The organism is Mesorhizobium sp. WSM1293 (genome assembly GCF_000513875.1).
GTDB classification, from domain to species: Bacteria; Pseudomonadota; Alphaproteobacteria; order Rhizobiales; family Rhizobiaceae; genus Mesorhizobium; species Mesorhizobium ciceri.
On record NZ_AZUV01000008.1, the window covers coordinates 49,002 to 74,020 of the forward strand.

Genomic DNA, 25,019 nt, shown 5'->3' on the forward strand with positions numbered 1-25,019 from the left:
AAAACAATCTGCAAACGGGAGACTCAGTCCTTCTTGTAGAGCAGCCAGCTCTTGCCGGCTCGGCCAGCCATCGTCGAGTGTCTGGTGACGCGGTTGCGGCCGCTGACCTTCGAGCGATAGAGCGCCCGGTCGGCCTTGGTGTAGAGATCTTCGGGTCCTTCGGCTTCGGACGCCATGCAGATACCCATCGAGACGGTGACGGTGCCGTAATTCGTGCCCGTCTGGCTGCTGGTGAACGGCGTCTGCTCGATCAGGGCACGAATACGCTCTGCAACGTCATAGGTGGCGTCCTCGCTGGCGCCCTCGACGATCAGCGCGAACTCCTCGCCGCCGGTGCGAGCAACGAACATGTCGCCGCGAATGCTGGTCTGGAAGATATCGGCGATGCTCTGGATGATCTTGTCGCCGACCGGGTGGCCGAAGCGGTCATTGATGTCCTTGAAGCGGTCGATGTCGGCAAGGACCAGGGCGTTGAACAGGATACCCCTGTTGCTGTTGTAGATCCTGGTGATTTCCTTGTCGAAGGCGCGGCGATTCCAGATGTGGGTCAAGGGATCGGTGTCGGCCAACCGTTTGTATTCCTCGAGCTTCGATTTGACGGTCTCGAGTTCGGCCGTCTTGTCGCTGAGCGTCGAGGCCACCTGCCGGCCGTGATCGATCGTCGAATTGGTGGCAACCGCCATGGCGTTGGCGATCTTGTGCAAAAGATCCTGGGAGAGAAGGCTGCGGCCGTTGAGGCCGCTCGATGTCTCATCGAGGATCCTGCCGTATTTCTCGATATGGCTGCGCTCGCTCCGCAGCAGTGAAGCAACCTCCTCGAGCTCCCTGGCAATGACGTCTCGGGCATGCTCGACGATGCCAGGACCATGGTTGTGGGCAAAGAAAGTGCGCCCGATCTGATCCAGTTCATCCTGTGTCGGCCGGCTGCTCAGCGAAACGACGGCCAGGCTGAGTTCGCGATTGGTGCCGCTCAGGGCCTCATAGAAGATCTCGTAATTGCGCGGCAGGCCGAGCACGCCCAACTGGCGCATTGTCGCGACAACAGTGGCTGCGATGTCGGTGCGTTCGGTCGGGACAGCTGCCGGCTGCATTATGGTTCTTCCCCCGGATGATCCGCGGAATTCGCGGATCCCCTTTTGTCGCCGAACCCTGGGGAATGCGACCGACGCTTCGGAACAACTTGCGAAGGGATGCGTCCCCACCCACGGCCTTCACTTGCAGGGTGACCATAAATGCGCTGTCGCTAAAGTTCTCTTAACTGGCGAAGGTTCCGCGGGTTTTCTCTGTCTGCGGGCTGTAAAAGCTCTGGTTCGCGCGTCCAACAGTTGGAAACAACGCCGGTGCAGCGGCCTGAATTCGCGATTCGCGCATCGCACGCTTCAAAATGAAACCGAATTTTCGGATTCTCCACGCCAGTACATGTCGCATTTGCTTGCGTGCGTGCGCCGCAAAGCTGGAATCCTGAAGGCGATGCCAGGCACTTTTCTTTCAAGGAGGATCGACGTGAGTGGTGGTCACCAAGGATCGTGTCTGTGTGGAGCCGTCCGCTTCAGAACGAACGGAGCGTTGCGTGGCGTCGTCTATTGTCATTGCTCGCAATGCCGCAAGCAGAGCGGACATTTCTATGCCGCGACCAATGTTGCCAATGTCGACATCGTGATCGATGGCGTGGAAAGTATCACCTGGTACGAAGCCTCTACCTTCGCCAGGCGTGGGTTCTGCAAGGCATGCGGGTCGGTGCTGTTCTGGAAGCCGCGAGACCAGGACTACGTTTCAGTCATGGCGGGATCGTTCGACAAGCCGACAGGTCTTGAGGGGGAATGCCATATCTTCGTCGGTGACAAGGGCGACTATTATTCGATCGACGACGGGCTGCCGCAGTTTGAAAAGTCGACATCGTCCATACCGGTTGCTGAATGAATCTTGGACAAGTCACCTTATTCCATTGATCTGGCCAGCCATTGCATTATCCCGTGCCGGTGATTCGCAAAGGGGTTTGGCATGCAGCGGCTGATCGACGCTTATTTCAATTCGGTGCGGGCGTTTCGCAAGCTGGCTGCCAGCGAGAAGGCTTTCCAGCAGGAGCTGATGCTGCTGGCGCTGGCACTGCCGCTCGGCTGGTTCGTTTCGATCTCGTGGCGCGGTTATGCCTTGCTGATCGGCGCGGTGCTGCTCTTGATCATGGTCGAGGTGCTTAACACCGGCATCGAGGCGGCATGCGACGCTTTCAGCCGCGAGTTCAATGTCGACATCCAGTTGGCCAAGGATTGCGGTTCGCTGGCGGTGCTGATTTCGGTGCTCATCGTCGCCGGTGTCTGGGGCATCGCCATTATCGAGCGGATCACTGGGCTACCGATCTAGCCTTTCGATGCCTATATGCCAGTCACCAAAGGAGACTGTCATGGCCGGGGCCGTCAATTTTCTGCTTCTCGAACGCGTGGGCCTGCCAGACGATCTGCGCTGGCTCGTCGAAAAATACCCGCGTGAAAACTGGCAGGACCATGCCAACGTCCACGGCATCGCCAATATGTGGCTGCAGCGGCACGACATGTTCCGCGAACTCGGCGGCATGCTGGCCAACGGCATTGACGACTTCCGTGAGGGACGGCTGACGGCGCCTGATTTCGCGCGCTGGTTCGCGCCGCGCCTCAATCATTTTCTTGGGCATCTCGACGGTCACCACAATGTCGAGGATTATCAATATTTCCCGGTATTCGCCAAGGCCGAGCCCCGTTTGAAGCGCGGCTTCGAGATTCTCGATGCCGACCACCACACCATCCATGAAGGGCTGGAGCGCAATGCCGAGGCGGCCAATGCCTTCATCAAGACGCTGCAGGAGAGCGAAGACAGACAGCGCTTTGCAGCCGACGCCTATGCCGACGAAAACAGCCGGCTGATCGCCATGCTGACAAGACATCTTGCCGACGAGGAAGACCTGATCGTCCCGCTCATCCTCGATCGGGGGGATCGGGCGCTCGGGGTGGATTGACGATCAGCCTTCCCTGGCGCGTTCCCTCCTGGCGATGTGACGGGCGACGAGCCATGCCAGAACGGCCACGGTCAGGCCGATGCCAAGACCGATCAGCAACCGTTCGTGATGCATCAGCGCCTGGCCGATGAAGTGCTCTGCGCCAAGTCCAAAGACATAACCGATCGTACCGAACAGCACCGCCCAGACCGCCGATGAAAGCGCGTTGAGGATGACGAAGCGCGGCGCTGTGATATTGGAGAGCCCGGCTGCAATGCCGCCGACGAGACGCATGCCGTAGATATAGCGGTTCGACAGCACGAAAATGTCGGGATGGGTGTTGAGCAGGCGAAAGGCGCGGCGAAAGCCGGGCCGCTTGCGCAATCTGACGACATAGGGATGGTCGGCAAAGCTTCGTCCGAGGATGAAGAAAAAAGTGTCGCCGACAAAGGCGCCGAGGCCGGCCGCAAGGACGGCGTGCCACAGCACGAAGACCTGCTGGTGGGCGAAGAAGCCGCCGAGAATGGCAGCACTTTCGCCCTCCGCGATGCAACCGACAAAGACCGCGAGCAGCCCGTATTGTTCGATGAAATGGTGGATCGCGTCGGTCATGAAGCCGACTGCTGCGAAGACAGCCTTTCGTCGATCCGCTTGATCATCTCGGTCAGTTGCACGATCTCGTCGCGCATGCCGAGAATCTGGCCGTGGCGCAGTTCATCCAGCTTTTCATGCAGCGCCATGATCTCGATCTCGGCTTTCAGGTTGACCTCGTAATCGTGGGCGGCGTCGATGCGGTCGCGTTCGGTCTGGCGGTTCTGCGCCATCATGATCACAGGCGCCTGCAAGGCGGCTACCATCGACAAAACGAGATTGAGGAAGATGAACGGGTAGGGATCGAAGGCGTCACGCGACAGCAGCCAGACATTGCCCGCCGTCCATAAGACCAGAAAGGCGATGAAGGTCAGGATGAAGGACCATGACCCGCCGATGCGGGCGATCGTATCGGCAAGCCGGTCGCCGAAGGTCTGGTGGAAGGCAACGGCCTTGTTGGTGTCGCGCGAGATGGTGGTGCGTTCGAGCGTCGATTGCAGCACCCGGCTTTCGAGCTGGCTGAGGCCGTCCGGCCGCCGCTTGAGCCAGCGGTTCGCCAGATCGTCGATCGTCTTGTTCATGGCCATCTCCAGGGTCTTAGGCTTGCCGTAAGAGGTAGAGGCTGCCGGCTCACACGGGAAGTGTTAGATTGATTCCAGTTGCCGAGGGACCAATGGCCGATTTCAAGAAAATTCGCGCTCGCGCCGCAAAACGTAAGGGCGGCGAAGAGGAACTGACGTCGCTGCTTGGTCCGGCGCCTGACAATGCCGCCGTGGCTGACATCCCCGATGACCGCATTCTCTCCATTATGGCTGAGCGCGTCTTCGCCGCCGGTTTCGTCTGGCGCGTCATCGAGCAGAAATGGCCTGGCTTCGAGGAGGCGTTTCTGCGCTTCGAGCCGAAGCGGCTGTTGTTCCAGCCCGATGATTTCTGGCACGATCTGACGGCCGACCAGCGCATCGTACGCAACCCGCAGAAGATCAGATCCGTTCGCGACAATGCTGCCTTTGTCGCGCGTGTGTCGAAGGAATATGGCGGTTTCGGCAAATTCCTTGCGGAATGGCCCGATGATGACCAGGTCGGGCTGATGGCCTGGCTCGGCAAGCATGGCAGCCGGCTGGGCGGCAATACGGGCCAGTATTTCCTGCGCTGGCTGGGTTGGGATGCGTTCGTCATCTCGGGCGATATGGCCGCGGCGTTGCGCGACGCCGGCCTCGACATCGCCGAAAGCCCGACTTCGAAGAAGGACCTGGACAAGATCCAGAGGCAAATCAATCAATGGGCAGCAGAGACGCATTTGCCGCGCCGCCATATTTCACGCATCCTGGCGATGTCGATCGGCGAGAACCATTCGCCGCAAGCGCTGCGCGAATATATGGGCGACGACTGATACGTGGTCGCTTGCCACGATCGGCATTCGTCGATCGGTCAACACGATCGAATCGATGGGTCCGGACACGAATGACATTCGTCATTTGCTCCGAATTGGTCCAAACGAACGCCATTGCCCGAGCAATTTTGCCGCGCTAAGTCAGCAGGCATGACCAAGAAGCTCGACATCCTGCGCATCGCCGTCGCCCAGCTCAATCCGACTGTCGGCGACATATCAGGCAATCTCGCCAAAGCCCGCGAGGCGAGGGCGGATGCCGCACGTCAGGGCGCCGATCTCGTGCTCTATACCGAGCTTTTCCTCGCCGGCTACCCGCCGGAGGATCTGGTGCTGAAGCCGGCCTTTTTGAAAGCCTGCGAAAAGGCGGCACAGGACTTTGCCGCCGACACCGCGGATGGCGGTCCCGGCGTCATCATCGGCACGCCGTTGAAGCGCAAGAGCGGCACGCACAATTCGATCATCTTCGCCGACGGCGGCAAGATCATCGCCGAACGCTACAAGCTCGATCTGCCGAACTACGGCGAGTTCGACGAGAAGCGCGTCTTCCAGGCCGGACCCGAGATCCAGGGGCCGGTCAATTTCCGCGGCGTGCGCATCGGAATTCCGATCTGCGAGGACATCTGGGGCGATGTCGATATCTGCGAGACGCTGGCCGAAAGCGGGGCGGAAATCCTGCTGGTGCCGAACGGCTCACCCTATTATCGCGCCAAGATCGATGTCCGCCACCAGGTCGTCATCCGCCAGGTCATCGAATGCGGGCTGCCGATGATCTATGCCAACCAGCTCGGCGGCCAGGACGAGCTGATCTTCGACGGCGCTTCGTTTGCCATTGGCGCCGACAAGACGCTTGCCTTCCAGATGAGCCAGTTCGAGGAAGCGGTCGACGTCACCACCTGGAAGAGACAAGGCGATCACTGGGTCTGCTCGGAAGGGCCGATGTCGAAAATCCCGGACCGGGAGGAGGCTGACTATCGCGCCTGCATGCTGGGCCTGCGCGACTACGTCAACAAGAACGGCTTCAAGAACGTCGTGCTTGGTCTGTCCGGCGGCATCGATTCGGCGATCTGCGCGGCGCTGGCCGTCGATGCGCTCGGCGAGGAACGGCTGCGCGCGGTGATGATGCCCTACCGCTATACCTCGAAGGATTCGCTCAAAGATGCCGAGGATTGCGCCCGCGCTCTCGGCTGCCGCTATGACATCGTGCCCATCTTCGAGCCGGTCGAGGGCTTCCTGCACGCGCTGACGCAGATGTTCGAAGGCACCAAGGAAGGTATCACCGAGGAGAATTTGCAGAGCCGCGCACGCGGCACCATCCTGATGGCGATCTCCAACAAGTTCGGCTCAATGGTCGTTACCACCGGCAACAAGAGCGAGATGTCGGTCGGTTATGCCACGCTCTATGGCGACATGAATGGCGGCTTCAATCCGATCAAGGACCTCTACAAGATGCAGGTCTACGCGCTGTCGCGCTGGCGCAACAGCCACGTGCCGCCGGGTGCGCTGGGCCCCTCGGGCGAGGTGATCCCGAAGAACATCATCGACAAGGCACCGTCGGCGGAATTGCGCGAGAACCAGACCGACCAGGATTCGCTGCCGCCCTATCCGGTGCTGGACGATATCCTCGAATGCCTGGTCGAGAATGAGATGGGTGTCGACGACATCGTCGCGCGCGGCCATGACCGGGCGACGGTGACGCGCATCGAGCACCTGCTCTACATCGCAGAATACAAGCGACGGCAGGCGGCGCCGGGCGTGAAGATCACGAAAAAGAATTTTGGCCGCGACCGCCGCTACCCCATCACCAATCGTTTCAGGGATCGCAGCTAGGTACCGAAAGCGCACGCGGCGCGGCCGGAGACAACCATGCCCGATTGTGAGATCAGCTTCGACATGTCACGGATCGATTTCCGTGCGACATCGGACCTGTTGATGGCAAGCTATTGGGGCGCCGGACGCACTGACGAAGTCCATCGCCGCGCCTTTGCCAATTCGCTTTGCGTCGGCGCCTATGTCGATGGCAGGCAAGTCGGCTTCGGCCGGGCGATCACCGACCGCACCGTATTCGCCTATCTCGCCGATCTCATCATCTGGCCGGAGAATCGCGGGCAAGGCATAGGAAGCCGGCTCGTCCAGGCCCTGATCGACCATCCGGAGGTCAGGACCGTTTTCCATTGGAGCCTGTCGACCAGCGATGCCCATGGCATGTATGAAAAGCTCGGGTTCAAGCCATCGACCGATGGCCGCTACATGCGCTTGGATCGCGTTCCTGAATGAGGCGCGGCTTGCCCGCCATTGTTGCAAAATAATCGCAGTGGTTGGACCAGATACGCTTTTGGCGTCAGCCCGTCTTGGCGGTGCATCGGAGCGTCTCTATAAGAACCCCTCCGCAATTGTCTTGCGGGAGGTCCGAATGGCAGTATTTCACTTGGCAATGCGAGGCCGCGAAGCCTAGGTCTCATCCGGCGCTCCGCGAAGGTTTGCCCTTCGTGCCGATGCCGAATCGAGCACAGGCTTTTGCCGATGCCGGTCGCCGCCCGATTATGGGCGAGACGCCAAATATGCCACTCCGCTTTCCGGGCACTCATTGGCCCCTTGCGCGGCTTCTTCAATTTTCGACCTACTGGGATCGGGCTCGTTTGTGCCCGAATGACATCATGGCTCGTTTTAAGATCGATTTGCGCGCGAGCGCCTTTCGCAGCGTTCTCGGCTTCACGCTCACCCATTGGCGGCGCCAGCCGTGGCGGCTCTCGCTCATCATGGCCAGCTTCCTGCTGTCGACGCTGGCCGATGTGCTGACGCCGCTCTATTCCGGCCGGCTGGTCGACGCCGTCGCCAGCAGCGCCGGCGCCGACGCGATTGCCTGGAATGCCGCGCTGACGGCGTTCTCGATGTTGATGGCGCTGGCGCTGGCCGGCGTCGTGTTGCGCAACCTGGCGTTCATGGGCATCGTCGAGCTGACCTTGAAGATGATGGCCGACATCGCCGCCGATGCTTTCCATCGCGTTCAGCGCTTTTCCACCGACTGGCATGCCAACAGCTTTGCCGGCTCGACCGTCCGCAAGGTGACGCGCGGCATGTGGGCGCTCGACCTGCTCAACGACACCATCCTCATCGCACTGCTGCCGTCGGTCGTCATGCTGGTCGGGTCGACGTTGCTGCTCGGCTGGTTCTGGCCGTTGATGGGTGCGGTCGTTGCTGCCGGTTCGGTGCTGTTCATCACGGTGACGGCGCTGCTGTCACTTGGCTATGTCGCGCCGGCGGCAAGGCTCGCCAACACCTGGGATACCCGCCTCGGCGGCTCGCTGGCCGACGCGGTCAGCTGCAACGCCGTGGTCAAGGGCTTTGGCGCCGAGGAGCGCGAAGAACGCCGCCTGGCCAAGGTCGTCGCCAAATGGCGTGCGCGTACACGGCGCACCTGGGTGCGCGGCACCATCAACGGCACCACGCAAGGGGTGCTGCTGCTGGTCATGCGCGCTGCGGTGATCGGCCTGGCGCTGATGCTGTGGTCGTGGGGGCAGGCGAGCGCCGGCGACGTTGCGTTCGTGCTGACCTCGCTCTTCGTGCTGCAGGGCTATCTCAGGGACATCGGCACGCATATCCGCAACCTGCAGCGCTCCATCAACGATATGGAAGAGCTGGTCGATTTCCAGTCCGAACCGCTCGGCATCGAGGACCGGCCAGGTGCCAAGCCGATCCGGATCACCGAAGGACGGATCAGCTTCGACAACGTCACCTTTCACTATGGCCATCACCGATTGGCGCTTTACCGAGACTTTTCGGTCGATATCGCGCCGGGTGAGCGCGTCGGGCTGGTCGGCCATTCGGGGTCGGGCAAGACGACCTTCGTCAAGCTTATCCAGCGGCTCTATGACGTGAATGCGGGGAAAATCCTGGTCGACGGTCAGGACATCTCGCAGGTGGCGCAAGCCTCGCTGCGCGGGCAGATCGCCATCGTTCAGCAGGAGCCGATCCTGTTCCACCGGTCCCTGGCCGAAAACATCGCCTATGCCAGGCCGAGTGCGTCGCAGGAGGAGATCGAGCATGCCGCGAAGCTGGCGAGTGCGCATGACTTCATCACCAACCTGCCAAAGGGCTACGGTACACTGGTCGGCGAACGCGGTGTGAAACTGTCGGGTGGCGAGCGTCAGCGCGTGGCGATCGCGCGCGCCTTCCTTGCCGATGCGCGCATCCTGATCCTCGACGAGGCGACATCGAGCCTCGATTCGGAATCGGAGGTGCTGATCCAGCAGGCGATGGAGCGGCTGATGGTCGGCCGCACCACGCTGGTCATCGCGCACCGGCTTTCGACAGTGCGGGCGCTCGACAGGCTGCTGGTCTTCGATCGCGGCAACATCGTCGAGGAAGGCTCGCATGATGAACTGATCCGGCTGAAAGGCGGCATCTACCGTCGCCTGTTCGAACGCCAGGCGCTCGAACTGACCAAGGGACTTGTCAGCTGACCTGAGGTGGCCTCCAGCTTCGGCCGGAGGCCGCCTCTGTCAGGCACGGTCAGCCCAGCGGGCTGGAGCAGGAGATGCGATCGCAAGGAGGCAGTCGACCCGTCGATCAGCGCCGTGATGCTGGCCGACTTGATTTGCCTGTGAAGTCCTGTCCGGATAGTAAGTCTTGGGACCTCTGTTCATCATATTGACCGAGATACGTTGTTTCTACCATTGGTTGATATATATCCGATGGAGGCAACCCACGGACGTTCTTCACGATGCATCTTTCTGCGAATGCCGAGGAAAAGTTGGCTGCGCCGTCAGTGCTGGAATCTCAGCATGGCTCGGTTCGGCCGCTTGCTGCCGAAGATCTCGAGCGCGTCGCCGCACTCTTCCTGACGAAGTTTCGCCGGCGGCGCCGTCACCTCCTCGATCGCGCTATCGCCGAAACGGCCGCGTATATGAGGGAGATTTATCTCGACCCTGCCGGCCAGTCCGGTGAAAGCAACGCTCTTGTCCAGATCAACCGGCAGGGCCGCCTGGGTGGGTTCCTCGGCGTTTTGAAAGCCCGCTACGAGCTCAATGGTGCGCCATTGAATGCGGCGATCATCGGGCCGCTCATGGCCGACCCCGGCACCGATGACGGCTCGGCCGGACCGCAATTGCTGCGGGCATTGCATCAAGGCGAATTCGATCTGCAGCTGACCGATTCGGCCAACCGGACATCCTTGGCCTTCGCGCGCCCGATGAAGTATCAACTCCTGCCGGTGCATTGTCTGGGATGGACATATGTCTTCCGGCCGGCGGGAATGGCCGCCGCCGCACTGCACCGTAAATGGCCCGGCCTGCCTCACCTTGTACTCGACCCCTTTGCGCGAGCATTCGATGCTCTTGCGAAAAGAAGGTTCGAGCCCCCCGTCCAGCATTCATCGTCGCATCGCACCCACCGTGAGCCGATCAATGCCGTGCAATTTGCCGAGGAACTGCCGACCCTCCTGTCTGGTTACGCTCTTCGGCCGAGTTGGAAGGATGGGGAGTTGCCACGGCTGCTTGCGCTGGCGGCCGAGAAGCGGGCCGACGGCCCCCTTCATTTCGGTGGGATCTACGACGAAACGGGCAAAATGCTCGGTTGTTATGCCTTCTATGGTCAAGCCGGCGACATGGCGAACCTGTTGCAAATCCAGGCATTCGGATCGCATTGGGGCGCGACGCTGGATGCGCTTGTCGCCGCCGCATGGGAGATGGGCTGCGTGGGCATCACCGGGCAGACGCAGACCAGATTCATATCCCAACTCTTTGGCTACAAGAATGTCTTCTTCCGCTATGCCGGGGGAACGATGGTCCGCTCGCGGATCGCCGAGGTCACGGAAGCGGTCCGCTCCGGCGACATCTTTATCGGTGGATTGGTGGGCGACCGCTGGACCCGCCTCAGTTCCGATGATTTCGGCCGCTGATCGCCTTCAACCGGTGGTCGGCCCCAGCGGCTGGCAGCGCTCGGTTACAAAGGCCGCCTGCGGACTGGGTGCCTCCTGAGGCGTCCAACGCCCGGTCTTTTCATTCCAGCCGCCATGTTCTATGTCTGCCGGGCAGCGCGGGGGCGCGTCTTGTCAATCGTAAAAGCATCCGGTACGCCCCGCTCATGACAGTTACCGTTCGTTTCGCCCCTTCGCCGACCGGCCGCATCCATATCGGCAATGCGCGCACGGCTCTGTTCAACTGGCTGTTCGCCGTGAACAACAAGGGTCGCTTCATCCAGCGCTTCGACGACACCGACATTGCGCGCTCGAAGCAGGAGTTTTCCGACGCCATCCTATACGACCTGCATTGGTTGGGCATTTTTCCCGACGCCACCGAGTACCAGTCGCGGCGCTTCGAAGTCTATGACGCGGCGGTCGAGAGGCTGAAGGCGGCAGGCGTTCTCTATGCCTGCTACGAAACGCCGGAGGAGCTGGATCTCAGGCGCAAGGTGCGCCGCACGCGCGGCCTGCCGCCGGTCTATGGCCGCGAGGCCCTGACGCTGACGCAAGAGCAGATCGCCGAATACCAGACCGATGGCCGCCGGCCGCACTGGCGTTTTCTCCTGCCCAATTTCTCAGACGATCCACAACAGCCGGAACGCACTGAAATCCACTGGAACGACTTGGTGCGCGGTGAGGAAACCGTCGATCTGGCCTCGCTTTCCGACCCGGTCCTGGTGCGCGAGGACGGCACCTATCTCTATACGCTGCCTTCCGTGGTCGACGACATCGAGATGGGCGTCAGCCATGTCATCCGCGGCGACGACCATGTCACCAACACCGGCGTGCAGATCGCCCTGTTCCAGGCGCTGGCTGCCGAGCCGCCAGTGTTCGGCCACCACAATCTCCTGACCACTGCATCGGGCGAGGGCTTGTCGAAGCGCACCGGCGCACTCTCCATCGAAAGTCTGCGCGAGGACGGTATCGAGCCGATGGCCGTCGCATCATTGGCCGTCCTGGTGGGCACTTCGGAGAATGTCGCGGCGATGCCGACGATGGGCGAACTCGCCGAACGCTTCGATCCGGCGGCGACATCGAAATCCGCGGCCAAGTTCGATCCGGACGAGCTGTTCGTGCTCAACCGGTCGCTGCTGCACCACATGCCGTTCGCCGAGGCACAAGACCGTCTCATCGTGCTCGGCGTCTCCGGCGAGCAGGCCGAACCGTTCTGGCTGGCGGTGCGCGGCAATCTCGACAGGCTGGCCGATGCGGTCAACTGGTGGCGCATCCTGCGCGAAGGACCGCAGGAGAAGCCGGAATTTTCCGATGACGACCGCGACTTTCTTCGACAGGCATTCGACCTGCTGCCGGAGGAACCCTGGACCGCGACGATCTGGAAGGACTGGACGGGCAAGATCAGGGAAGCGACCGGCCGCAAGGGCAAGGCGTTGTTCATGCCGCTCAGGACAGCCCTTACCGGACTGCCTTCGGGGCCGGAGCTTGCAGATCTATTGCCGCTGATGGGTCGGGAAGGAACGTTGGCCCGACGACCCTGACCTTGCGCTGTTCCGGCGGCAGCGCGGACACGGGCGACGTCACCGGCCTGGCGGAAAGCCGCTTGATCGCCTCGCGGTCGAGCCCACCTTCCAGATTGGCCAGCGTTTCGGGATCGGCGCCCGGATCAGGTTTTGCAACCGGGACTGGAATGAATGATGACGCGTCTGTCTCTGGCTGCGATTGCACCGGATTCGGCGGATTGCCGGCAATGATCTGGAAGCCCTGCGCAGCGGCGTTGCAGCCGCAAGCCGGCGGCCGCGACATGCCGGGCCGCTTGTAGAGATAGGCGGTCGGCAATTCGCTGTAAGGCCGGCCGGTGACAGATGACGTCATCGACGCCGAATCGTCGTCCATGCCGCGCGAATAGAAAACCTGCATCTCGGTGCCGGGGCAGCTCGATTCGCAATTCTTCTGGTCGCGTTCGAAATCGCCTGCCGAGGCCGAGTTCGACATAGGGAAAAAGTAGCCGTCGCAGGTGCGCACACAGGACGTGTGGAATTCGCCACCGACGCTCGGAAAATCCGGTACGCCGGGCTGGTTGAGCACACGGCGGACATTGCGCTCCTCGCTGGGATCGTCGGGCTGGTTGGGTTCATCAAGCATATCGAGCTGCTTGCTGTTGCCGCCGAAGAGCTGATCGAACAGGTTTGCGCTGCCGCCGTCGCGGTTCGCTTCCTGCAAAGGCGCACGCCGAGGCGCAACGGTGTCGCCGCGGCAGCCATTGGCGTCGAGCGCCGCCAGGATGCGTCCGCGATCGCGGCGAGAGCCACCGCCAGCCAGCCGCTCGCGCTTGTTTTGCAAGGCGTCGAGATTGGCATTCATGCGGTCGATGGTGGCGTTGAGCCCGGCGCATTGATTGAGGTTGCGGCCAAACAGCGAAAAACCGCACCCGGCCTGGCTCGCCTGGCTGCGAGCCTTCGAAATCTGCTCATGCTGCCTGGCAATCGCGGAATCGTATTTCCGGACTAGCGCCGGACCGCCACCGCCGCCGCGCGAGGACGCGGCAAGATCGGCTTCCAACTGGCGGCAGACCCGCGAAGCAGCCTGTGGCTCGGCTACTCCCCAGGTTGCGGACAACAGCAGGCCAAGCAGCACGGCAGCATGCGCCTGCTTCCACCCTCCGCTTGCCATCCGCCCAAACTCCGCCTTCCAAATCGGCTGTTAGCCCCGCAAGGCTACCGTGTTCGCGGTTAACTGCAGTTTACCGCGAAATCCGTGTTCAGCCCAGATTGACGACCGCTTGTGCCTTGTGGGCGGCTTCGACCACGGCAAGCGCCGTCATGTTGACGACGCCGCGCGAGGTGACAGACGGCGTCAATATATGCGCCGGCATGTCGGTGCCGAGCAGGATCGGCCCGACATGCAGCGCATCCGTCATGGTTCTGAGCGCCGTCAGCGTGATGTTGGCCGAATCGAGGTTGGGGAACACCAGCAAATTGGCTTCGCCCTTCAGTCTCGAATGGGGATAGACGCGCTGGCGCAGGTGCTCCGACAGAGCAGTGTCCGCATGCATCTCGCCATCGCATTCAAGGTCAGGCGCGATGCGCGCCAGGATCGCCGCTGCTTGCCGCATCTTCAGGGCGCTGGGCGAATCGCGCGAGCCGAAATCGGAATGCGACAAGAGTGCTGCCTTCGGCTCGATGCCGAAGCGCTGGATTTCTTCCGCCGCCAGCACCGTCATCTCGGCGATTTCTTCCGCCGTCGGGTCGACGGAGACGTGGGTGTCGGTCAGAAAGATGATGCCGCGCTGCGAGATCAGCATGGAAAGCGTCGACAGGTCGTGGTCCTTGATGCCGGCACGGGGGCCGATGATCAAGGTGACGTTGCGCAGATGCCGCTCGAACCGACCTTCGAGGCCGCAGACCATGGCGTCGGCATCGCCGCGTTTCAGCGCAAGTGCTGCGATCACCGTGTTGTCGGTGCGCACCATGGTGCGCGCGGCCTCCGTCGTCACGCCACGCCGGCCGGCGAGTTCGATCAAAAGGTCGACATAGTGGCGGTAGCGCGGATCGTCTTCCGGGTTGATGAGGCCGAAATCGACCCCGGGCTTGATGCGCAGGCCGTAGCGCTTCAGGCGCACTTCGATGACGTGCGGGCGGCCGATCAGGATCGGCTCGGCGATGCCTTCCTCGAGCACCACCTGGGCAGCCCGCAGCACGCGCTCATCCTCGCCGTCGGCATAGATGACGCGCTTGGCGCTCGATGCCTTGGCGGACGAGAACACCGGCTTCATCACCAGGCCGGAGCGGAAGACGAAGCGGTTCAGCTTGTCGATATAGGCGGCAAAGTCGGTGATCGGCCGCGTCGCGACGCCGGTGTCGCAGGCTGCCTTGGCGACCGCGGGCGCTATGCGCAGGATCAGCCGCGGATCGAAGGGCGAAGGGATCAGGAATTCAGGGCCGAAGATCGGCGTCTCGCCGGAATAGGCGCGGGCCGCGACGTCCGAAGGTTCCTCGCGTGCGAGCGCTGCGATTGCCCGCACCGCCGCCATCTTCATCTCCTCATTGATGGCGCTGGCGCCGCAGTCGAGCGCACCGCGAAAAATGTAAGGAAAACACAGTACGTTATTGACCTGATTGGGAAAATCGGACCGGCCGGTGCAGATCATCGCATCCGGACGCGCTGCACGCGCTATTTCCGGCATGATCTCCGGATTGGGGTTGGCCAGCGCCAGGATCAGCGGCTTCGGCGCCATGTGCTGGAGCAGTTCCGGCTTCAGTACGCCTGCCGCCGACAGGCCGAGGAAGACGTCGGCGCCCGAAATGACGTCGGCCAGCGTGCGCGCCTCGGTGTCCTTCACATAGGGGTCTTTCCAGCGATCCATCTCATCGGTGCGGCCCTTGTAGGCGACGCCGAAACGGTCGGTGACCCAGATGTTTTCGACCTTGGCGCCGAGCGAGACCAGCAAGTTGAGGCAGGCAAGGGCGGCAGCCCCGGCGCCGGAGGTGACGATCTTGATGTCCGATATGGTCTTGCCGGCGAACTCCAGCCCGTTGAGCACGGCGGCAGCGACGATGATGGCTGTGCCGTGCTGGTCGTCGTGGAACACCGGTATGCCCATGCGGGCCTTCAGCTGTTCCTCGACCTCGAAGCATTCCGGCGCCTTGATGTCCTCGAGATTGATGCCGCCGAAAGTCGGCTCGAGCGCCGAGATCGTCTCGACCATGCGCTCGATAGCGGGCGCGTCGATCTCTATGTCGAAGACATCGATGCCGGCGAACTTCTTGAACAGGACGGCCTTGCCTTCCATGACCGGTTTGGAGGCCAGCGGGCCGATATTGCCGAGGCCGAGCACGGCCGATCCGTTTGTGACGACACCGACCAGATTGGCGCGTGCGGTGTAGTCGGCGGCGGTCGCCGGATCGTCGCGGATTTCCAGGCAGGGGGCGGCGACGCCGGGGGAATAGGCGAGCGCGAGGTCGCGCTGATTGCCGAGCGGCTTGGTCGCCTGTATCTCGAGCTTTCCCGGCCTTGGGTGCTTGTGGAAGTAGAGGGCGGCTTCGTCGAGGTCCGAACGTGCCGTCTTTTTGCTCTCGCCTTCCATGCGGCCACTCCCTCGAAATCTGCCTGGAGATTCCCTTTTAGCATGCAGCCGTGGCTTTTCGCGACGCTAATTGACGCGCCGGCGGCAATACCCGGCGGCGCGTAGAAGACCTCGAATAATCAAATACTTATGACGATTTTCTGACGGACGGCTCCGACCGTTTCACGGATAAGTTGATCAAAAGGCGCTGACGTAAAGACCACCATCGACCGGTATGTTCTGCCCGGTCAGATAGCCGGCATGGACCGAGCACAGGAAGGCGCAGATCTGGCCGAACTCCTCCGGCGTGCCGAGCCGCTTGGCCGGAACATCGGCGCTGATGCGGGTCTTGCGCGCGGCTGCGGCCTCAGGGCTTTCGACTGTGCCGGCCTCATGCGGGCCGCGCAGCCGGTCGGTGTCGAGCTTGCCCGGCAGAAGGCTGTTGATGGTGACGTTGCGGTCGACAACCGTTCTGGCCACGCCGGCAAGGAACGAGGTCAGGCCGGCACGCGCGCCGGACGACAGGTCGAGGCCGGGAATGGGCACATAGACCGACAGCGAGGTGATGTTGACGATGCGACCGAAGCCGCGCGCCGCCATGCCGTCCAGCACGGCCTGCACGAGCTCGATCGGAGTCACCATGTTCTGGGTAACGCCTTCGAGGATCTTTTCGCGATCGAGCGTGCGGAAGTCGCGAAGCGGCGGTCCGCCATTGTTGTTGACCAGGATGTCCGGCTCGGGGCAAGCCACGAGCAGCGCCTTCTGCACCTCCGGCTTCGAGACGTCGCCGACGACTTCCGTCACCGTGACGCCATAGCGCTCGCGCAACTCAGCGGCGGTTTTCGCCACCAGCTCCGCATTGCGTCCGTTGACGACAATGTCGCAGCCGGCTTCCGCCAGCGCCATGGCGCAACCGCGCCCAAGTCCCTTGCTCGAAGCGCAGACGATGGCCTTCTTTCCGCGGATACCGAGATCCATGACGATTTCTCCTGTGATTTGGCCGGCAAGCTAGTCCTTCGGCTGGACCAATCGCAACCGTCATACGGTTGTTGCATGAATCGGGGCATAGGCTCGCGAAAGCAACGGTGAAATCGCGATGTCCGGCCAAGAGCCCCGCACTTTCCGCAGCATGTTCATTTCCGACGTCCATCTGGGCTCGAAGGCGGCCAAGGCCGAGTTCCTGATCGATTTCCTTCGATATCACGATGCCGATATCATCTATCTGGTGGGTGACATCGTTGATGGCTGGCGGCTGCGGCGGAGCTGGCATTGGCCGCAAAGCCACAACGACGTCGTGCAGAAACTGCTGCGCAAGGCGCGCAAGGGCGCCACCATCACCTACATCGCCGGCAACCATGACGAGTTCGCCCGCCAGTTCCAGGGCGTGCATTTCGGCGGCATCGTCGTTGCCGATCGCGCCATCCACGAGACCGCCGACGGCAAGCGGCTGCTCGTCATCCATGGCGACCAGTTCGACACCGTGGTCCACAATGCGCGCTGGCTCGCCTATCTCGGTGACCACGCCTATGACGCGGCCATGCTGGTCAACCGCGTGGTGACGCGGCTGCGCCAACTGCTCGGCCTGCCTTATTGGTCGTTTTCGTCCTGGGCCAAGCACAACGTCAAGAAGGCGGTGAACTTCATCGGCTCGTTCCAGACCATGCTTGCCGACGAGGCGCGCCGTTCGCATGTCGATGGCGTCATCTGCGGCCACATCCATCATGCCGTCATCGAAAATTTTGGCGATGTCCAGTACATCAACACCGGCGACTGGGTGGAAAGTTGTACGGCTGTGGTCGAGCATTTTGACGGCCGCATGGAAATCCTGACCTGGGCGCAGGTGCTGCCCGAGGCGCCGGACGAGCCCTTTATCCCGCTGCTCATCGAGGACCGGGTAGGGCAGGCGGCCTAGTCCGAAGTCCTTTCGGGCTTCGGAATCAATCAATTAGTCCAACCGGTTTCGTCCGGTTTTCGTCCATGTTAAGGGATCGATACGCGTTGCCCTCCGGTCGAATACAGCGCGATTGGATCGATTCATGTCCCTGCCGCAGCTCTCGCCCGAACAACTCGTCAAGCCGCGCCATTTCGAACTGCGCATGAGCCTCATCTTCGCGACGCTTTTCGTGCCGCTCGGAACGCACTTGCCGTATTTTCCGCTGTGGTTGCAGGCCAAGGGTTTTCATGCCGAGCAGATCGCGGTCATTCTGGCGGCGCCGATGTTCCTGCGCGTGGTGACGACGCCGCTGCTGACCGCGCTGGCCGACCGTGCCAGGGACCGCGCCGACGTCTATGTCGCGCTGATGGCTGCGTCGCTGCTTTTGTCGGCAGGTTATTTCCTGACACCCACCTATGCGATGGTGCTGGCGGTCTCGCTGGCGCTGACCATCGTCTGGACGCCGCATTCGCCGATCGCCGATTCGCTGGCTCTTTCTGGTGTCCGCCGCTTCGGTTCGAACTACACAAGCATGCGTAAATGGGGCTCGATTTCCTATTTGTTCGCCAATATCGCCGGCGGCTTCATTCTGTCGGTAACCGGTTCACAAGCCGTTCCGGTTATCATTCTGGTGGCGTTTGCCGCCGCCCTTGCCGCTGGCCTGCTGGCGCCGCGCCTTGGCCGTCCGCGGCGCGCCTCGCCGCTGTCGGCCACCGACATCCAGCATTCAGCGCCGAAGCTTCTCAACCCGTATTTCCTGTATTTCTCCATGGGCGTCGGCGTCATCACCGCCAGCCACGCATTCCTCTACGGTTTCGTCTCCATCTACTGGAAGTCGATCGGCCTCGGTGATTCGGTAGTCGGTCTCTTATGGGCTTGGGGCGTGGTGTCGGAAGTCTGCATGTTCATGATGTTCACCCGCTTTTTCGACCGGTTCTCCGTCGTGTCGGTCATGGTGATGGCCGGAATCGGCTCCATCGTGCGCTGGATCGCCTTTCCGCTGGTCTGGCCGCTCGGCCTCGGCATTCCCGGCTTCTTCGCTGTCCAGTCGCTGCACTCGGTCTCGGTGGCGCTGGGGCTGATCGGGCTGCAGAAGATGATCGGCGAAACGATCTCCGAGGAGCGGACAGGTGCCGCGCAAGGCATCGCCTATTTCTCCAACGGCTTCTTCATGGCGGTGGTGACGCTGGCGTCCGGCCCGCTCTACGACCGTCTCGGTGTCGACGGCTTCTTTGCCATGATCCCGATTGCGTTGATCGGACTGGCGCTGATCGGCCTTGCTGCGCGCTCAGCCCCAGAGCGCCGTATCGGGCGGTGACACCAGCGATCCCTGGTAGACAAGGCCCGGTACCCGGTCGCGGGCAAGCAGCAGCGGACCGTCGAGGTCGACGAAATCGGCATGCTGGGCAAGCAGCACCGCTGGCGCCATCGCCAATGAGGTGCCGACCATGCAGCCGACCATCACGCCGAAACCGAGTTCGCGGGCGCGATCGCGCAGCACCAGTGCCGCAGTCAGCCCGCCCGACTTGTCGAGCTTGATGTTGACGGCATCGTAGAGACCGACAAGCGCTTCGAGATTCTTAGCCTCGTGCACGCTTTCATCGGCGCAGATCGGCACCGGATGCGCGATATGGCGCAGGATCTCGTCATGACCGGCCGGCAGCGGCTGTTCGATCAGCGCGATGCTTTGTTCGGCGGCAAAGGCGAGGTTCGCAACGATGTTGTCGTCGCTCCAGCCCTCATTGGCGTCGAGGATGATGCGGCTGTCTGGCGCTGCCTGCCTGACCGCGCGGATGCGGGCAATGTCGTTGTCGCCGCCGATCTTGACCTTGAGCAGCGGCCTCGCGGCATTGGCGCGGGCCTGCGCCGCCATCGCCTCCGGCTCGCCCAGCGACAGCGTGTAGGCGGTTTCGAGCGCCTGCAAGGGAACAGCGCCTATCGCAACCGCCACCGATGTTCCGCTGAGCTTCGCCTCCAGATCCCATAGGGCGCAGTCTATGGCGTTGCGGGCGGCTCCGGCCGGCATGGCATCGAGCAAGGCGCTGCGGCTGATGCCATCGGCGATCCGGCCGCGCATGGCGTCTATCGCCTCGCGCACGCCCTCAATCGTCTCGCCATAGCGCTTGTAGGGGACGCATTCGCCGCGGCCGAAATGGCCGCCGTCGCTGATCGTGCAGGAGATCACTTCGGCTTCGGTCTTGGAACCGCGCGAAATGGTGAAGGTTCCGGCGATGGGAAAACGCTCGGCCTCGACCGAAATAACACGCGCCATATTTTTCTGCTCCTGCTGTGCGACAAGCGTTGTCGGCAAATCGACAGGTCAGACCCGTCAGGCTAAACAGGACGCCATGTTGACCATCGGCAAGCGCGACGCAAGCGGCACGACCGCAGGGGAGGCTGACCACGAACCGCGCGTGGCGATCGGCGAGGAGGACGGCGTTCTTGGCTGCGCTTTCTCCGGAATCTGGACGACACGGACCGTTGCACTCGTCGACGCCGACATGCGCAAGATCGAAAAGCGAAGCGGCTTCAAAACCTTGGCGCTCGATGTTTCCAAGATCGAGAAGATGGACACTGCCGGCGCCTGGCTGATCGACCGGCTGGTCAGCGCCTTCGAGAAGAAGGGCGTCGAGATCCAGATGGAAGGCCAGAGCGAGATCGCTTCGATCCTGCTCGAAGCTGTCGGCGAGGCCGTGCGGCGCGAACCCGAATCCGGCCCGGTGCGACCGCCCAACATCGTCATTCGCGCGCTGGAGGCGGTTGGCCGCCGGGTCTACGAGATGCGCGACGATTTTCTGGCCTCGATGAACATCCTCGGCGCCACCATCCGTGGCGCGCAGATGAAGCTCGGCCGTGGCCATGCGGTCAACCCGGCGGCGATTTTCAACCAGATCGACCGTATGGGCGTCGGCGCCATTCCGGTGGTGGTGCTGATGTCGGCGATCGTCGGCGCCATCGTCGCCCAGCAGGGCGCCTATCAGCTCAGCTATTTCGGCGCCGATATCTTCGTCGTCGACCTCGTCGGCGTGCTGATCCTGCGCGAACTCGGCGTGCTGATGACGGCGATCATGATCGCCGGCCGCTCCGGCAGCGCGATCACCGCCGAGATCGGCTCGATGAAGATGCGCGAGGAGGTCGACGCGCTGAAGGTCATCGGACTTAACCCGATCGGCGTCCTGGTCTTTCCGCGCCTTGTGGCGCTGGTCATCGCCTTGCCGTGCCTGACCATCATCGCCAATTTCGCCGCACTCGGCGGCGGCATCCTGGCTGCCTGGCTCTATTCCGACATTCCACCCGCCGCCTTCATCGACCGGCTGCGTGTCGCCATCGATCTCAGCACCATCTTTGCGGGCCTGATCAAGGCGCCGTTCATGGCCATGATCATCGGCACGATTGCCTCGGTCGAAGGCATGAAGGTCGGCGGCAGCGCCGAATCGCTCGGCCAGCACGTCACCGCCTCTGTGGTGAAGTCGATCTTCGTCGTCATCATCCTCGACGGGCTTTTTGCCATGTTCTACGCAGCGATCGAGTTCTGAGATGAAGCTGCGAAACAGGAAAAGGGCGGGTGCATTGGCGGATGACGCGGGCGAGGGCGATATCGTGCTTTCCGCGCACGACATCAGCGTTTCCTTTGCCGACAAGCTTATCCTCGACAGACTGTCGCTCGACATAAGGCGCGGCGAAATCCTTGGATTTGTCGGCGCCTCGGGCGCTGGCAAATCCGTTCTACTGCGCACCATTCTCGGCCTGACGCGCAAGCAGTCGGGCACCATCAAGCTGTTCGGCGTCGATATCGAGAAGGCTGATGATGCCGAGCGTCTGCGCATCGACATGCGGCTTGGCGTGCTGTTCCAGCACGGCGCCCTGTTCTCGGCGCTGACGGTGCTGGAAAACGTCCAGGTGCCGATGCGCGAATATCTCGACCTGCCGCGAAAGCTGATGGACGAACTGGCGATGCTCAAGATCGAGCTGGTCGGGCTGCCGCCCGACGCGGCGCAAAAATTCCCATCCGAACTGTCCGGCGGCATGATCAAGCGCGCCGCACTGGCGCGGGCGCTGGCGCTCGATCCCGACATCGTCTTCCTCGACGAGCCGACATCGGGTCTCGATCCGATCAGCGCGGCGGAGTTCGACGAGCTGGTGGTCAAGCTGCGCGATACGATGGATCTGACCGTCTACATGGTGACGCATGACCTCGACACGCTGTTCACCGCTTGCGACCGGGTGGCCGTGCTCGGCAAGAAGAAAGTGCTGGTCGAAGGCACCATCGACGACATGCTGAAGAGCGAGGAACCGTGGGTAAAGTCCTATTTCCGCGGAAAACGCGCCCGGCAACTTGATCTTGCGGCGCGCGCATAGCCATAAGTGGGACAATGGAAACCAGAGCCAACTACGTCATTGTCGGCATCTTCACGCTGGCCGCGATCCTGGCGGCGTTTGCCTTCGTCTACTGGACGGCGGCGATCGGCGACAAGGGCGAGACGACGTTGCTGCGCGTACGTATTCCGGGCTCGGCCTCCGGGCTCGGCCGCGGAAGTTTCGTGCTGTTCAACGGCGTCAAGGTCGGCGACGTCAAGCGCGTCTATATCGATGTCGACAATCCGACGGTTGCCATCGCCGATACCGAGATCGACCGCATGACGCCGATCACCAAATCGACGCAAGCCGATATCGGGCTTGCCGGCCTGACCGGGCAGGCCAACATCGAGCTCAAGGGCGCCGATCCCAAGGAGGTAAAGCTCCTCGACCAAGCGGAAAAGGAAGGCAAGGTCGCCGAGATCGTCGCCAACCCGTCGGCGGTGACCAACCTCTTGCAGACGGCGCAGAATATTTTCACCCGCGCCGACAAGGTGCTGACCGAGCTCGAAGGCTTCACCAAGGACGTTCGCGGGCCGCTGACGCAGACCGTCCAGAACGTCCAGACCTTCTCCGATGCGCTGGCCAAGAATTCGGACGGCATCGACAAGTTCCTGTCCGCCGCCAGCACGCTGGCCGATGAGCTGAAAGGCGTTTCCGGCAAACTCGACGGCACGCTGAAGGCGGCCGAAGGCCTTCTCAACGCGGTCGACAAGGACAAGATCAAGAGCATCGTCGCCAATGTCGACGCAGCAACCGGTAACCTCAAGCAGACGTCGAAGCAGCTCGACGGCGTGATCAAGAACGTCGATACAGCCGTGGGGTCGGTCAACGACTTCGCCAAACGGACGCAAGGCACGCTGGCCAAGGTCGACAACGTGCTCGACGGTATCGATCCCGCACAAGTGCGCTCGGCGCTCGCCAACATCCAAAAGGCCAGCGAGAGCGCCGACAAGGCCGCCGCCGACATCGCGGAGGTGACCCACAAGTTCGCCAACCGGGCCGACGACATCGACCAGACGATCAAGGACGCAAAGCAGCTCGCGCAACGGCTCAACGATGCCTCGGTGCGGGTCGATGGCATTCTAGCCAAGGTCGATACCTTGCTCGGGTCGGGGCAGGCCGACGGCGTGATGGCGGATGCGAGGGCGACGCTGAAGTCGTTCAAGCAGGTTGCCGACACGCTGAATTCGCGCCTTGGCGTCATCACCGACAATCTGGCGCGATTCTCGGGCCAGGGGCTTTCGAACGTCGAAGCGCTGGTGCAGGACAGCCGCCGTTCGATCAGCCGCATCGAGGAGGCGGTAACCGATCTCAGCCGCAATCCGCAGCGCATCCTGTCGGGTGGCGACGGCGAGGTTCGGCAATTCGATGGCAGGGCGCGGCGTTGACTTCGGCGTCGGCGCGCCCCAGAAACATGAGCCGCGAAAGCGGGTCGATCTTACGATCCGGGGACAACGGGGATCGCGCGTGAAGTCTGTGTGGGTGAAAACGGGCGGGTTGACATCGGCTGCGGCACTGCTTGCTTTGACGCTGGCCGGCTGTGCGGCGTTGGGCGGCAAGCCCGCGCCGCTCGATACGTTCGAGCTGTCGGCGCCGTCGGTCGACGCGCATGGCCACAGCCGCCGCCAGATCCTGATCGCGCAGCCGTCGGCGCTCAAGGCGCTGGACAGCCAGAACATCGTCATCAAACCGTCGGATCGTTCGATCCAGTATCTCAAGGGCGCGCAATGGGCCGACCGGCTGCCGCTGATCGTGCAGGCGCGGCTGGCCGAGACCTTCCAGCGCTCGGGCAGCTTTGCCGGCGTCGGCAAGCCGGGCGAGGGCCTGGCGATCGACTATCAGGTGATCGTCGAGATCCGCTCATTCGAGGTTCGGGTCGACGGCGGCGAACATGCCGAGGTCGATCTGTTCGTGCGGATCCTGAACGATCGCAACGGCGAGGTCCGTGCTTCCAAGAGCTTCACCGCAGCCGCACCCGTCTCGGGCAGCGGCAATCCTGCTTATGTCAGCGCACTCGACAAGGCGTTCGGCGACGCCGCCGGGCAGATCGTGCGCTGGACGGATTCGGTGATCTGAGCGCGACGCGCGCCGGAATCCCACCAGGCTTCATCCCACCAGGCTTCTCTACCTACAAGTGGTCGAAGATCTCCGGCCGGAGCTTTCCGGTCTTCATCAGGTGCTGCAGGGTGTAGGTCACGGACAGCGCGTCATCGAGCGCATCGTGCCCCTGCAATGGCGGGTGCTTGACGCCGTAGTAATCCGCAAGCTTGTTGCTCGGCGTTCTCGCCAGATCCTCGATCGGCATTCCGGCTGCGATCAGCAGCTTGACGGCGTTGTCAAACCGGGTGGCCGGGATCGGAGGCTGAATGCCCGCGATATAGCAGCTGATGGCGATCATGTTCAATTCGTCCTTGCCCCAGGACCAGAATCGCGCCCCTTCGGAAAAACGATCGATGTCGGCGAGGGCATCCCCTAGTGCCACCCCTTTTGTCTCCAAATCTTCCTCGGTGATGCCGGTCAGTTTGGTGAAGAATGGGTCCAGGGCGTATCTCTGACCAAACCGGTCGACCGGTCTGATATAGGCCTTGTGTGTTCCGAGCAGGGGGAAGTCGCCTTCAAGTCCAAGCCTGACGGCGCCGATCTGTGCGATCACCGGGTCGGGATCGTGGGCTGCGCACCAGAATCTGCGTTGCGAGCCCTCCAGGCAAAGAAACTCGCAGTCGAAAATGATTGCCGTCTTCACGATCACACCCTGCGAGCGTTAGGGCAGCGGTACTGTGGATGAATTATGGCGCCGTC

At 62.3% G+C, this 25,019-nt stretch carries 23 protein-coding genes; 15 read left to right on the top strand and 8 right to left on the bottom strand.

The genetic code is table 11. From position 1 onward, the window contains the following. Nucleotides 1-23: 23 nt before the first annotated feature. Nucleotides 24-1,091, bottom strand: a complete 1,068-nt coding sequence (locus tag M729_RS0110075; protein WP_027161481.1) for a GGDEF domain-containing protein — start codon at nt 1,089-1,091, stop codon at nt 24-26. A gap of 412 nt (nt 1,092-1,503) precedes the next feature. Between M729_RS0110075 and M729_RS0110080 the strand changes: the two genes are divergently transcribed. The 3 genes from M729_RS0110080 (at nt 1,504) to M729_RS0110090 (ending at nt 2,989) form a co-directional block, all read left to right on the top strand. Next, entirely contained in the window at nt 1,504-1,920 is a 417-nt protein-coding gene (locus M729_RS0110080; protein ID WP_027161482.1) for a GFA family protein, read from the top strand. A gap of 81 nt (nt 1,921-2,001) precedes the next feature. After that, complete coding sequence (locus M729_RS0110085) at nt 2,002-2,361, top strand: diacylglycerol kinase (protein ID WP_024503562.1); 360 nt, start codon at nt 2,002-2,004, stop codon at nt 2,359-2,361. A 40-nt stretch (nt 2,362-2,401) separates the two neighbouring features. After that, entirely contained in the window at nt 2,402-2,989 is a 588-nt protein-coding gene (locus M729_RS0110090; RefSeq protein WP_027161483.1) for a hemerythrin domain-containing protein, read from the top strand. A 3-nt stretch (nt 2,990-2,992) separates the two neighbouring features. Here the strand turns inward: M729_RS0110090 and M729_RS0110095 are convergent, their stop codons facing one another. After that, the gene (locus tag M729_RS0110095; RefSeq protein ID WP_013531898.1) at nt 2,993-3,580 is read right to left on the bottom strand and encodes a DedA family protein; all 588 of its coding nucleotides are present in this window, start codon (nt 3,578-3,580) and stop codon (nt 2,993-2,995) included. Further along, on the bottom strand, nt 3,577-4,140 hold the full coding sequence (locus M729_RS0110100) for a DUF1003 domain-containing protein (protein WP_024503559.1): 564 nt from the start codon (nt 4,138-4,140) through the stop codon (nt 3,577-3,579). The genes M729_RS0110095 and M729_RS0110100 overlap by 4 nt, the downstream gene beginning before the upstream one ends. Nucleotides 4,141-4,232: 92 nt before the next feature. Here M729_RS0110100 and M729_RS0110105 point away from each other — a divergent pair, with 92 nt between their 5' ends. The 6 genes from M729_RS0110105 to gltX all read left to right on the top strand — a co-directional run bounded on the left by M729_RS0110105 (nt 4,233) and on the right by gltX (nt 12,404). After that, nucleotides 4,233-4,949 (top strand): DNA-3-methyladenine glycosylase I, encoded by a 717-nt coding sequence (locus tag M729_RS0110105; RefSeq protein ID WP_027161484.1) that lies wholly within the window; start codon nt 4,233-4,235, stop codon nt 4,947-4,949. A gap of 150 nt (nt 4,950-5,099) precedes the next feature. Continuing rightward, nucleotides 5,100-6,776: an NAD+ synthase gene (locus M729_RS0110110; RefSeq protein ID WP_013531895.1), complete on the top strand. Its 1,677-nt coding sequence runs from the start codon at nt 5,100-5,102 to the stop codon at nt 6,774-6,776. A 36-nt stretch (nt 6,777-6,812) separates the two neighbouring features. Continuing rightward, nucleotides 6,813-7,223, top strand: a complete 411-nt coding sequence (locus M729_RS0110115; RefSeq protein WP_027161485.1) for a GNAT family N-acetyltransferase — start codon at nt 6,813-6,815, stop codon at nt 7,221-7,223. A gap of 380 nt (nt 7,224-7,603) precedes the next feature. Next, nucleotides 7,604-9,409 (top strand): ABC transporter ATP-binding protein, encoded by a 1,806-nt coding sequence (locus tag M729_RS0110120; protein WP_027161486.1) that lies wholly within the window; start codon nt 7,604-7,606, stop codon nt 9,407-9,409. A gap of 260 nt (nt 9,410-9,669) precedes the next feature. Then, nucleotides 9,670-10,845 carry a hypothetical protein gene (locus M729_RS0110125; RefSeq protein WP_024503554.1) on the top strand — a complete coding sequence of 392 codons (1,176 nt, stop codon included), beginning with the start codon at nt 9,670-9,672 and terminating at the stop codon, nt 10,843-10,845. 185 nt (nt 10,846-11,030) lie between these two features. Continuing rightward, nucleotides 11,031-12,404: a glutamate--tRNA ligase gene (gltX, locus tag M729_RS0110130; protein ID WP_027161487.1), complete on the top strand. Its 1,374-nt coding sequence runs from the start codon at nt 11,031-11,033 to the stop codon at nt 12,402-12,404. On the opposite strand, the gene M729_RS0110135 is transcribed toward gltX, so the two are convergent. The 3 genes from M729_RS0110135 to M729_RS0110145 all read right to left on the bottom strand — a co-directional run bounded on the left by M729_RS0110135 (nt 12,322) and on the right by M729_RS0110145 (nt 16,906). Continuing rightward, nucleotides 12,322-13,536: a DUF2865 domain-containing protein gene (locus tag M729_RS0110135; protein ID WP_027161488.1), complete on the bottom strand. Its 1,215-nt coding sequence runs from the start codon at nt 13,534-13,536 to the stop codon at nt 12,322-12,324. The two genes, gltX and M729_RS0110135, sit on opposite strands and share 83 nt — an antisense overlap. Before the next feature lie 88 nt (nt 13,537-13,624). Then, on the bottom strand, nt 13,625-15,949 hold the full coding sequence (locus tag M729_RS0110140) for an NADP-dependent malic enzyme (RefSeq protein ID WP_024503551.1): 2,325 nt from the start codon (nt 15,947-15,949) through the stop codon (nt 13,625-13,627). 177 nt (nt 15,950-16,126) lie between these two features. Then, complete coding sequence (locus M729_RS0110145) at nt 16,127-16,906, bottom strand: SDR family oxidoreductase (protein ID WP_027161489.1); 780 nt, start codon at nt 16,904-16,906, stop codon at nt 16,127-16,129. A gap of 118 nt (nt 16,907-17,024) precedes the next feature. Between M729_RS0110145 and M729_RS0110150 the strand changes: the two genes are divergently transcribed. Together M729_RS0110150 and M729_RS0110155 are read left to right on the top strand one after the other, a co-directional pair. Beyond that, the gene (locus M729_RS0110150; RefSeq protein ID WP_027161490.1) at nt 17,025-17,840 is read left to right on the top strand and encodes a UDP-2,3-diacylglucosamine diphosphatase; all 816 of its coding nucleotides are present in this window, start codon (nt 17,025-17,027) and stop codon (nt 17,838-17,840) included. A gap of 124 nt (nt 17,841-17,964) precedes the next feature. After that, nucleotides 17,965-19,179 (top strand): MFS transporter, encoded by a 1,215-nt coding sequence (locus M729_RS0110155; RefSeq protein WP_027161491.1) that lies wholly within the window; start codon nt 17,965-17,967, stop codon nt 19,177-19,179. On the opposite strand, the gene dgcA is transcribed toward M729_RS0110155, so the two are convergent. After that, nucleotides 19,150-20,133, bottom strand: coding sequence for an N-acetyl-D-Glu racemase DgcA (dgcA, locus tag M729_RS0110160; protein ID WP_027161492.1), 984 nt, complete (start codon nt 20,131-20,133; stop codon nt 19,150-19,152). The genes M729_RS0110155 and dgcA overlap by 30 nt on opposite strands. 76 nt (nt 20,134-20,209) lie before the next feature. Between dgcA and M729_RS0110165 the strand changes: the two genes are divergently transcribed. From M729_RS0110165 to M729_RS0110180, 4 genes are read left to right on the top strand one after another with little or no spacing between them, the layout of a single operon-like run. Then, the gene (locus tag M729_RS0110165) at nt 20,210-21,397 is read left to right on the top strand and encodes an ABC transporter permease (RefSeq protein WP_027161493.1); all 1,188 of its coding nucleotides are present in this window, start codon (nt 20,210-20,212) and stop codon (nt 21,395-21,397) included. Nucleotide 21,398: 1 nt separating this feature from the next. Beyond that, nucleotides 21,399-22,220 carry an ABC transporter ATP-binding protein gene (locus M729_RS0110170; RefSeq protein WP_013531884.1) on the top strand — a complete coding sequence of 274 codons (822 nt, stop codon included), beginning with the start codon at nt 21,399-21,401 and terminating at the stop codon, nt 22,218-22,220. Nucleotides 22,221-22,234: 14 nt separating this feature from the next. Continuing rightward, complete coding sequence (locus M729_RS0110175; protein ID WP_027161495.1) at nt 22,235-23,608, top strand: MlaD family protein; 1,374 nt, start codon at nt 22,235-22,237, stop codon at nt 23,606-23,608. After that, nucleotides 23,589-24,296: an ABC-type transport auxiliary lipoprotein family protein gene (locus M729_RS0110180; protein ID WP_013531882.1), complete on the top strand. Its 708-nt coding sequence runs from the start codon at nt 23,589-23,591 to the stop codon at nt 24,294-24,296. The genes M729_RS0110175 and M729_RS0110180 overlap by 20 nt, the downstream gene beginning before the upstream one ends. 52 nt (nt 24,297-24,348) lie before the next feature. On the opposite strand, the gene M729_RS0110185 is transcribed toward M729_RS0110180, so the two are convergent. Next, the gene (locus M729_RS0110185) at nt 24,349-24,963 is read right to left on the bottom strand and encodes a 3'-5' exonuclease (protein WP_027161497.1); all 615 of its coding nucleotides are present in this window, start codon (nt 24,961-24,963) and stop codon (nt 24,349-24,351) included. Nucleotides 24,964-25,019 lie beyond the last annotated feature (56 nt).

What these genes read in the sequence shown, in the direction of transcription:
- M729_RS0110075 (WP_027161481.1), bottom strand. Translation starts at nt 1,091, where the DNA reads ATGCAGCCGGCAGCTGTCCCGACCGAACGCACCGACATCGCAGCCACT.
- M729_RS0110085 (WP_024503562.1), top strand. Translation starts at nt 2,002, where the DNA reads ATGCAGCGGCTGATCGACGCTTATTTCAATTCGGTGCGGGCGTTTCGC.
- M729_RS0110090 (WP_027161483.1), top strand. Translation starts at nt 2,402, where the DNA reads ATGGCCGGGGCCGTCAATTTTCTGCTTCTCGAACGCGTGGGCCTGCCA.
- M729_RS0110095 (WP_013531898.1), bottom strand. Translation starts at nt 3,580, where the DNA reads ATGACCGACGCGATCCACCATTTCATCGAACAATACGGGCTGCTCGCG.
- M729_RS0110100 (WP_024503559.1), bottom strand. Translation starts at nt 4,140, where the DNA reads ATGAACAAGACGATCGACGATCTGGCGAACCGCTGGCTCAAGCGGCGG.
- M729_RS0110105 (WP_027161484.1), top strand. Translation starts at nt 4,233, where the DNA reads ATGGCCGATTTCAAGAAAATTCGCGCTCGCGCCGCAAAACGTAAGGGC.
- M729_RS0110110 (WP_013531895.1), top strand. Translation starts at nt 5,100, where the DNA reads ATGACCAAGAAGCTCGACATCCTGCGCATCGCCGTCGCCCAGCTCAAT.
- M729_RS0110115 (WP_027161485.1), top strand. Translation starts at nt 6,813, where the DNA reads ATGCCCGATTGTGAGATCAGCTTCGACATGTCACGGATCGATTTCCGT.
- M729_RS0110120 (WP_027161486.1), top strand. Translation starts at nt 7,604, where the DNA reads ATGGCTCGTTTTAAGATCGATTTGCGCGCGAGCGCCTTTCGCAGCGTT.
- M729_RS0110125 (WP_024503554.1), top strand. Translation starts at nt 9,670, where the DNA reads ATGCATCTTTCTGCGAATGCCGAGGAAAAGTTGGCTGCGCCGTCAGTG.
- gltX (WP_027161487.1), top strand. Translation starts at nt 11,031, where the DNA reads ATGACAGTTACCGTTCGTTTCGCCCCTTCGCCGACCGGCCGCATCCAT.
- M729_RS0110135 (WP_027161488.1), bottom strand. Translation starts at nt 13,536, where the DNA reads ATGGCAAGCGGAGGGTGGAAGCAGGCGCATGCTGCCGTGCTGCTTGGC.
- M729_RS0110140 (WP_024503551.1), bottom strand. Translation starts at nt 15,949, where the DNA reads ATGGAAGGCGAGAGCAAAAAGACGGCACGTTCGGACCTCGACGAAGCC.
- M729_RS0110145 (WP_027161489.1), bottom strand. Translation starts at nt 16,906, where the DNA reads ATGGATCTCGGTATCCGCGGAAAGAAGGCCATCGTCTGCGCTTCGAGC.
- M729_RS0110150 (WP_027161490.1), top strand. Translation starts at nt 17,025, where the DNA reads ATGTCCGGCCAAGAGCCCCGCACTTTCCGCAGCATGTTCATTTCCGAC.
- M729_RS0110155 (WP_027161491.1), top strand. Translation starts at nt 17,965, where the DNA reads ATGTCCCTGCCGCAGCTCTCGCCCGAACAACTCGTCAAGCCGCGCCAT.
- dgcA (WP_027161492.1), bottom strand. Translation starts at nt 20,133, where the DNA reads ATGGCGCGTGTTATTTCGGTCGAGGCCGAGCGTTTTCCCATCGCCGGA.
- M729_RS0110165 (WP_027161493.1), top strand. Translation starts at nt 20,210, where the DNA reads ATGTTGACCATCGGCAAGCGCGACGCAAGCGGCACGACCGCAGGGGAG.
- M729_RS0110170 (WP_013531884.1), top strand. Translation starts at nt 21,399, where the DNA reads ATGAAGCTGCGAAACAGGAAAAGGGCGGGTGCATTGGCGGATGACGCG.
- M729_RS0110175 (WP_027161495.1), top strand. Translation starts at nt 22,235, where the DNA reads ATGGAAACCAGAGCCAACTACGTCATTGTCGGCATCTTCACGCTGGCC.
- M729_RS0110180 (WP_013531882.1), top strand. Translation starts at nt 23,589, where the DNA reads ATGGCAGGGCGCGGCGTTGACTTCGGCGTCGGCGCGCCCCAGAAACAT.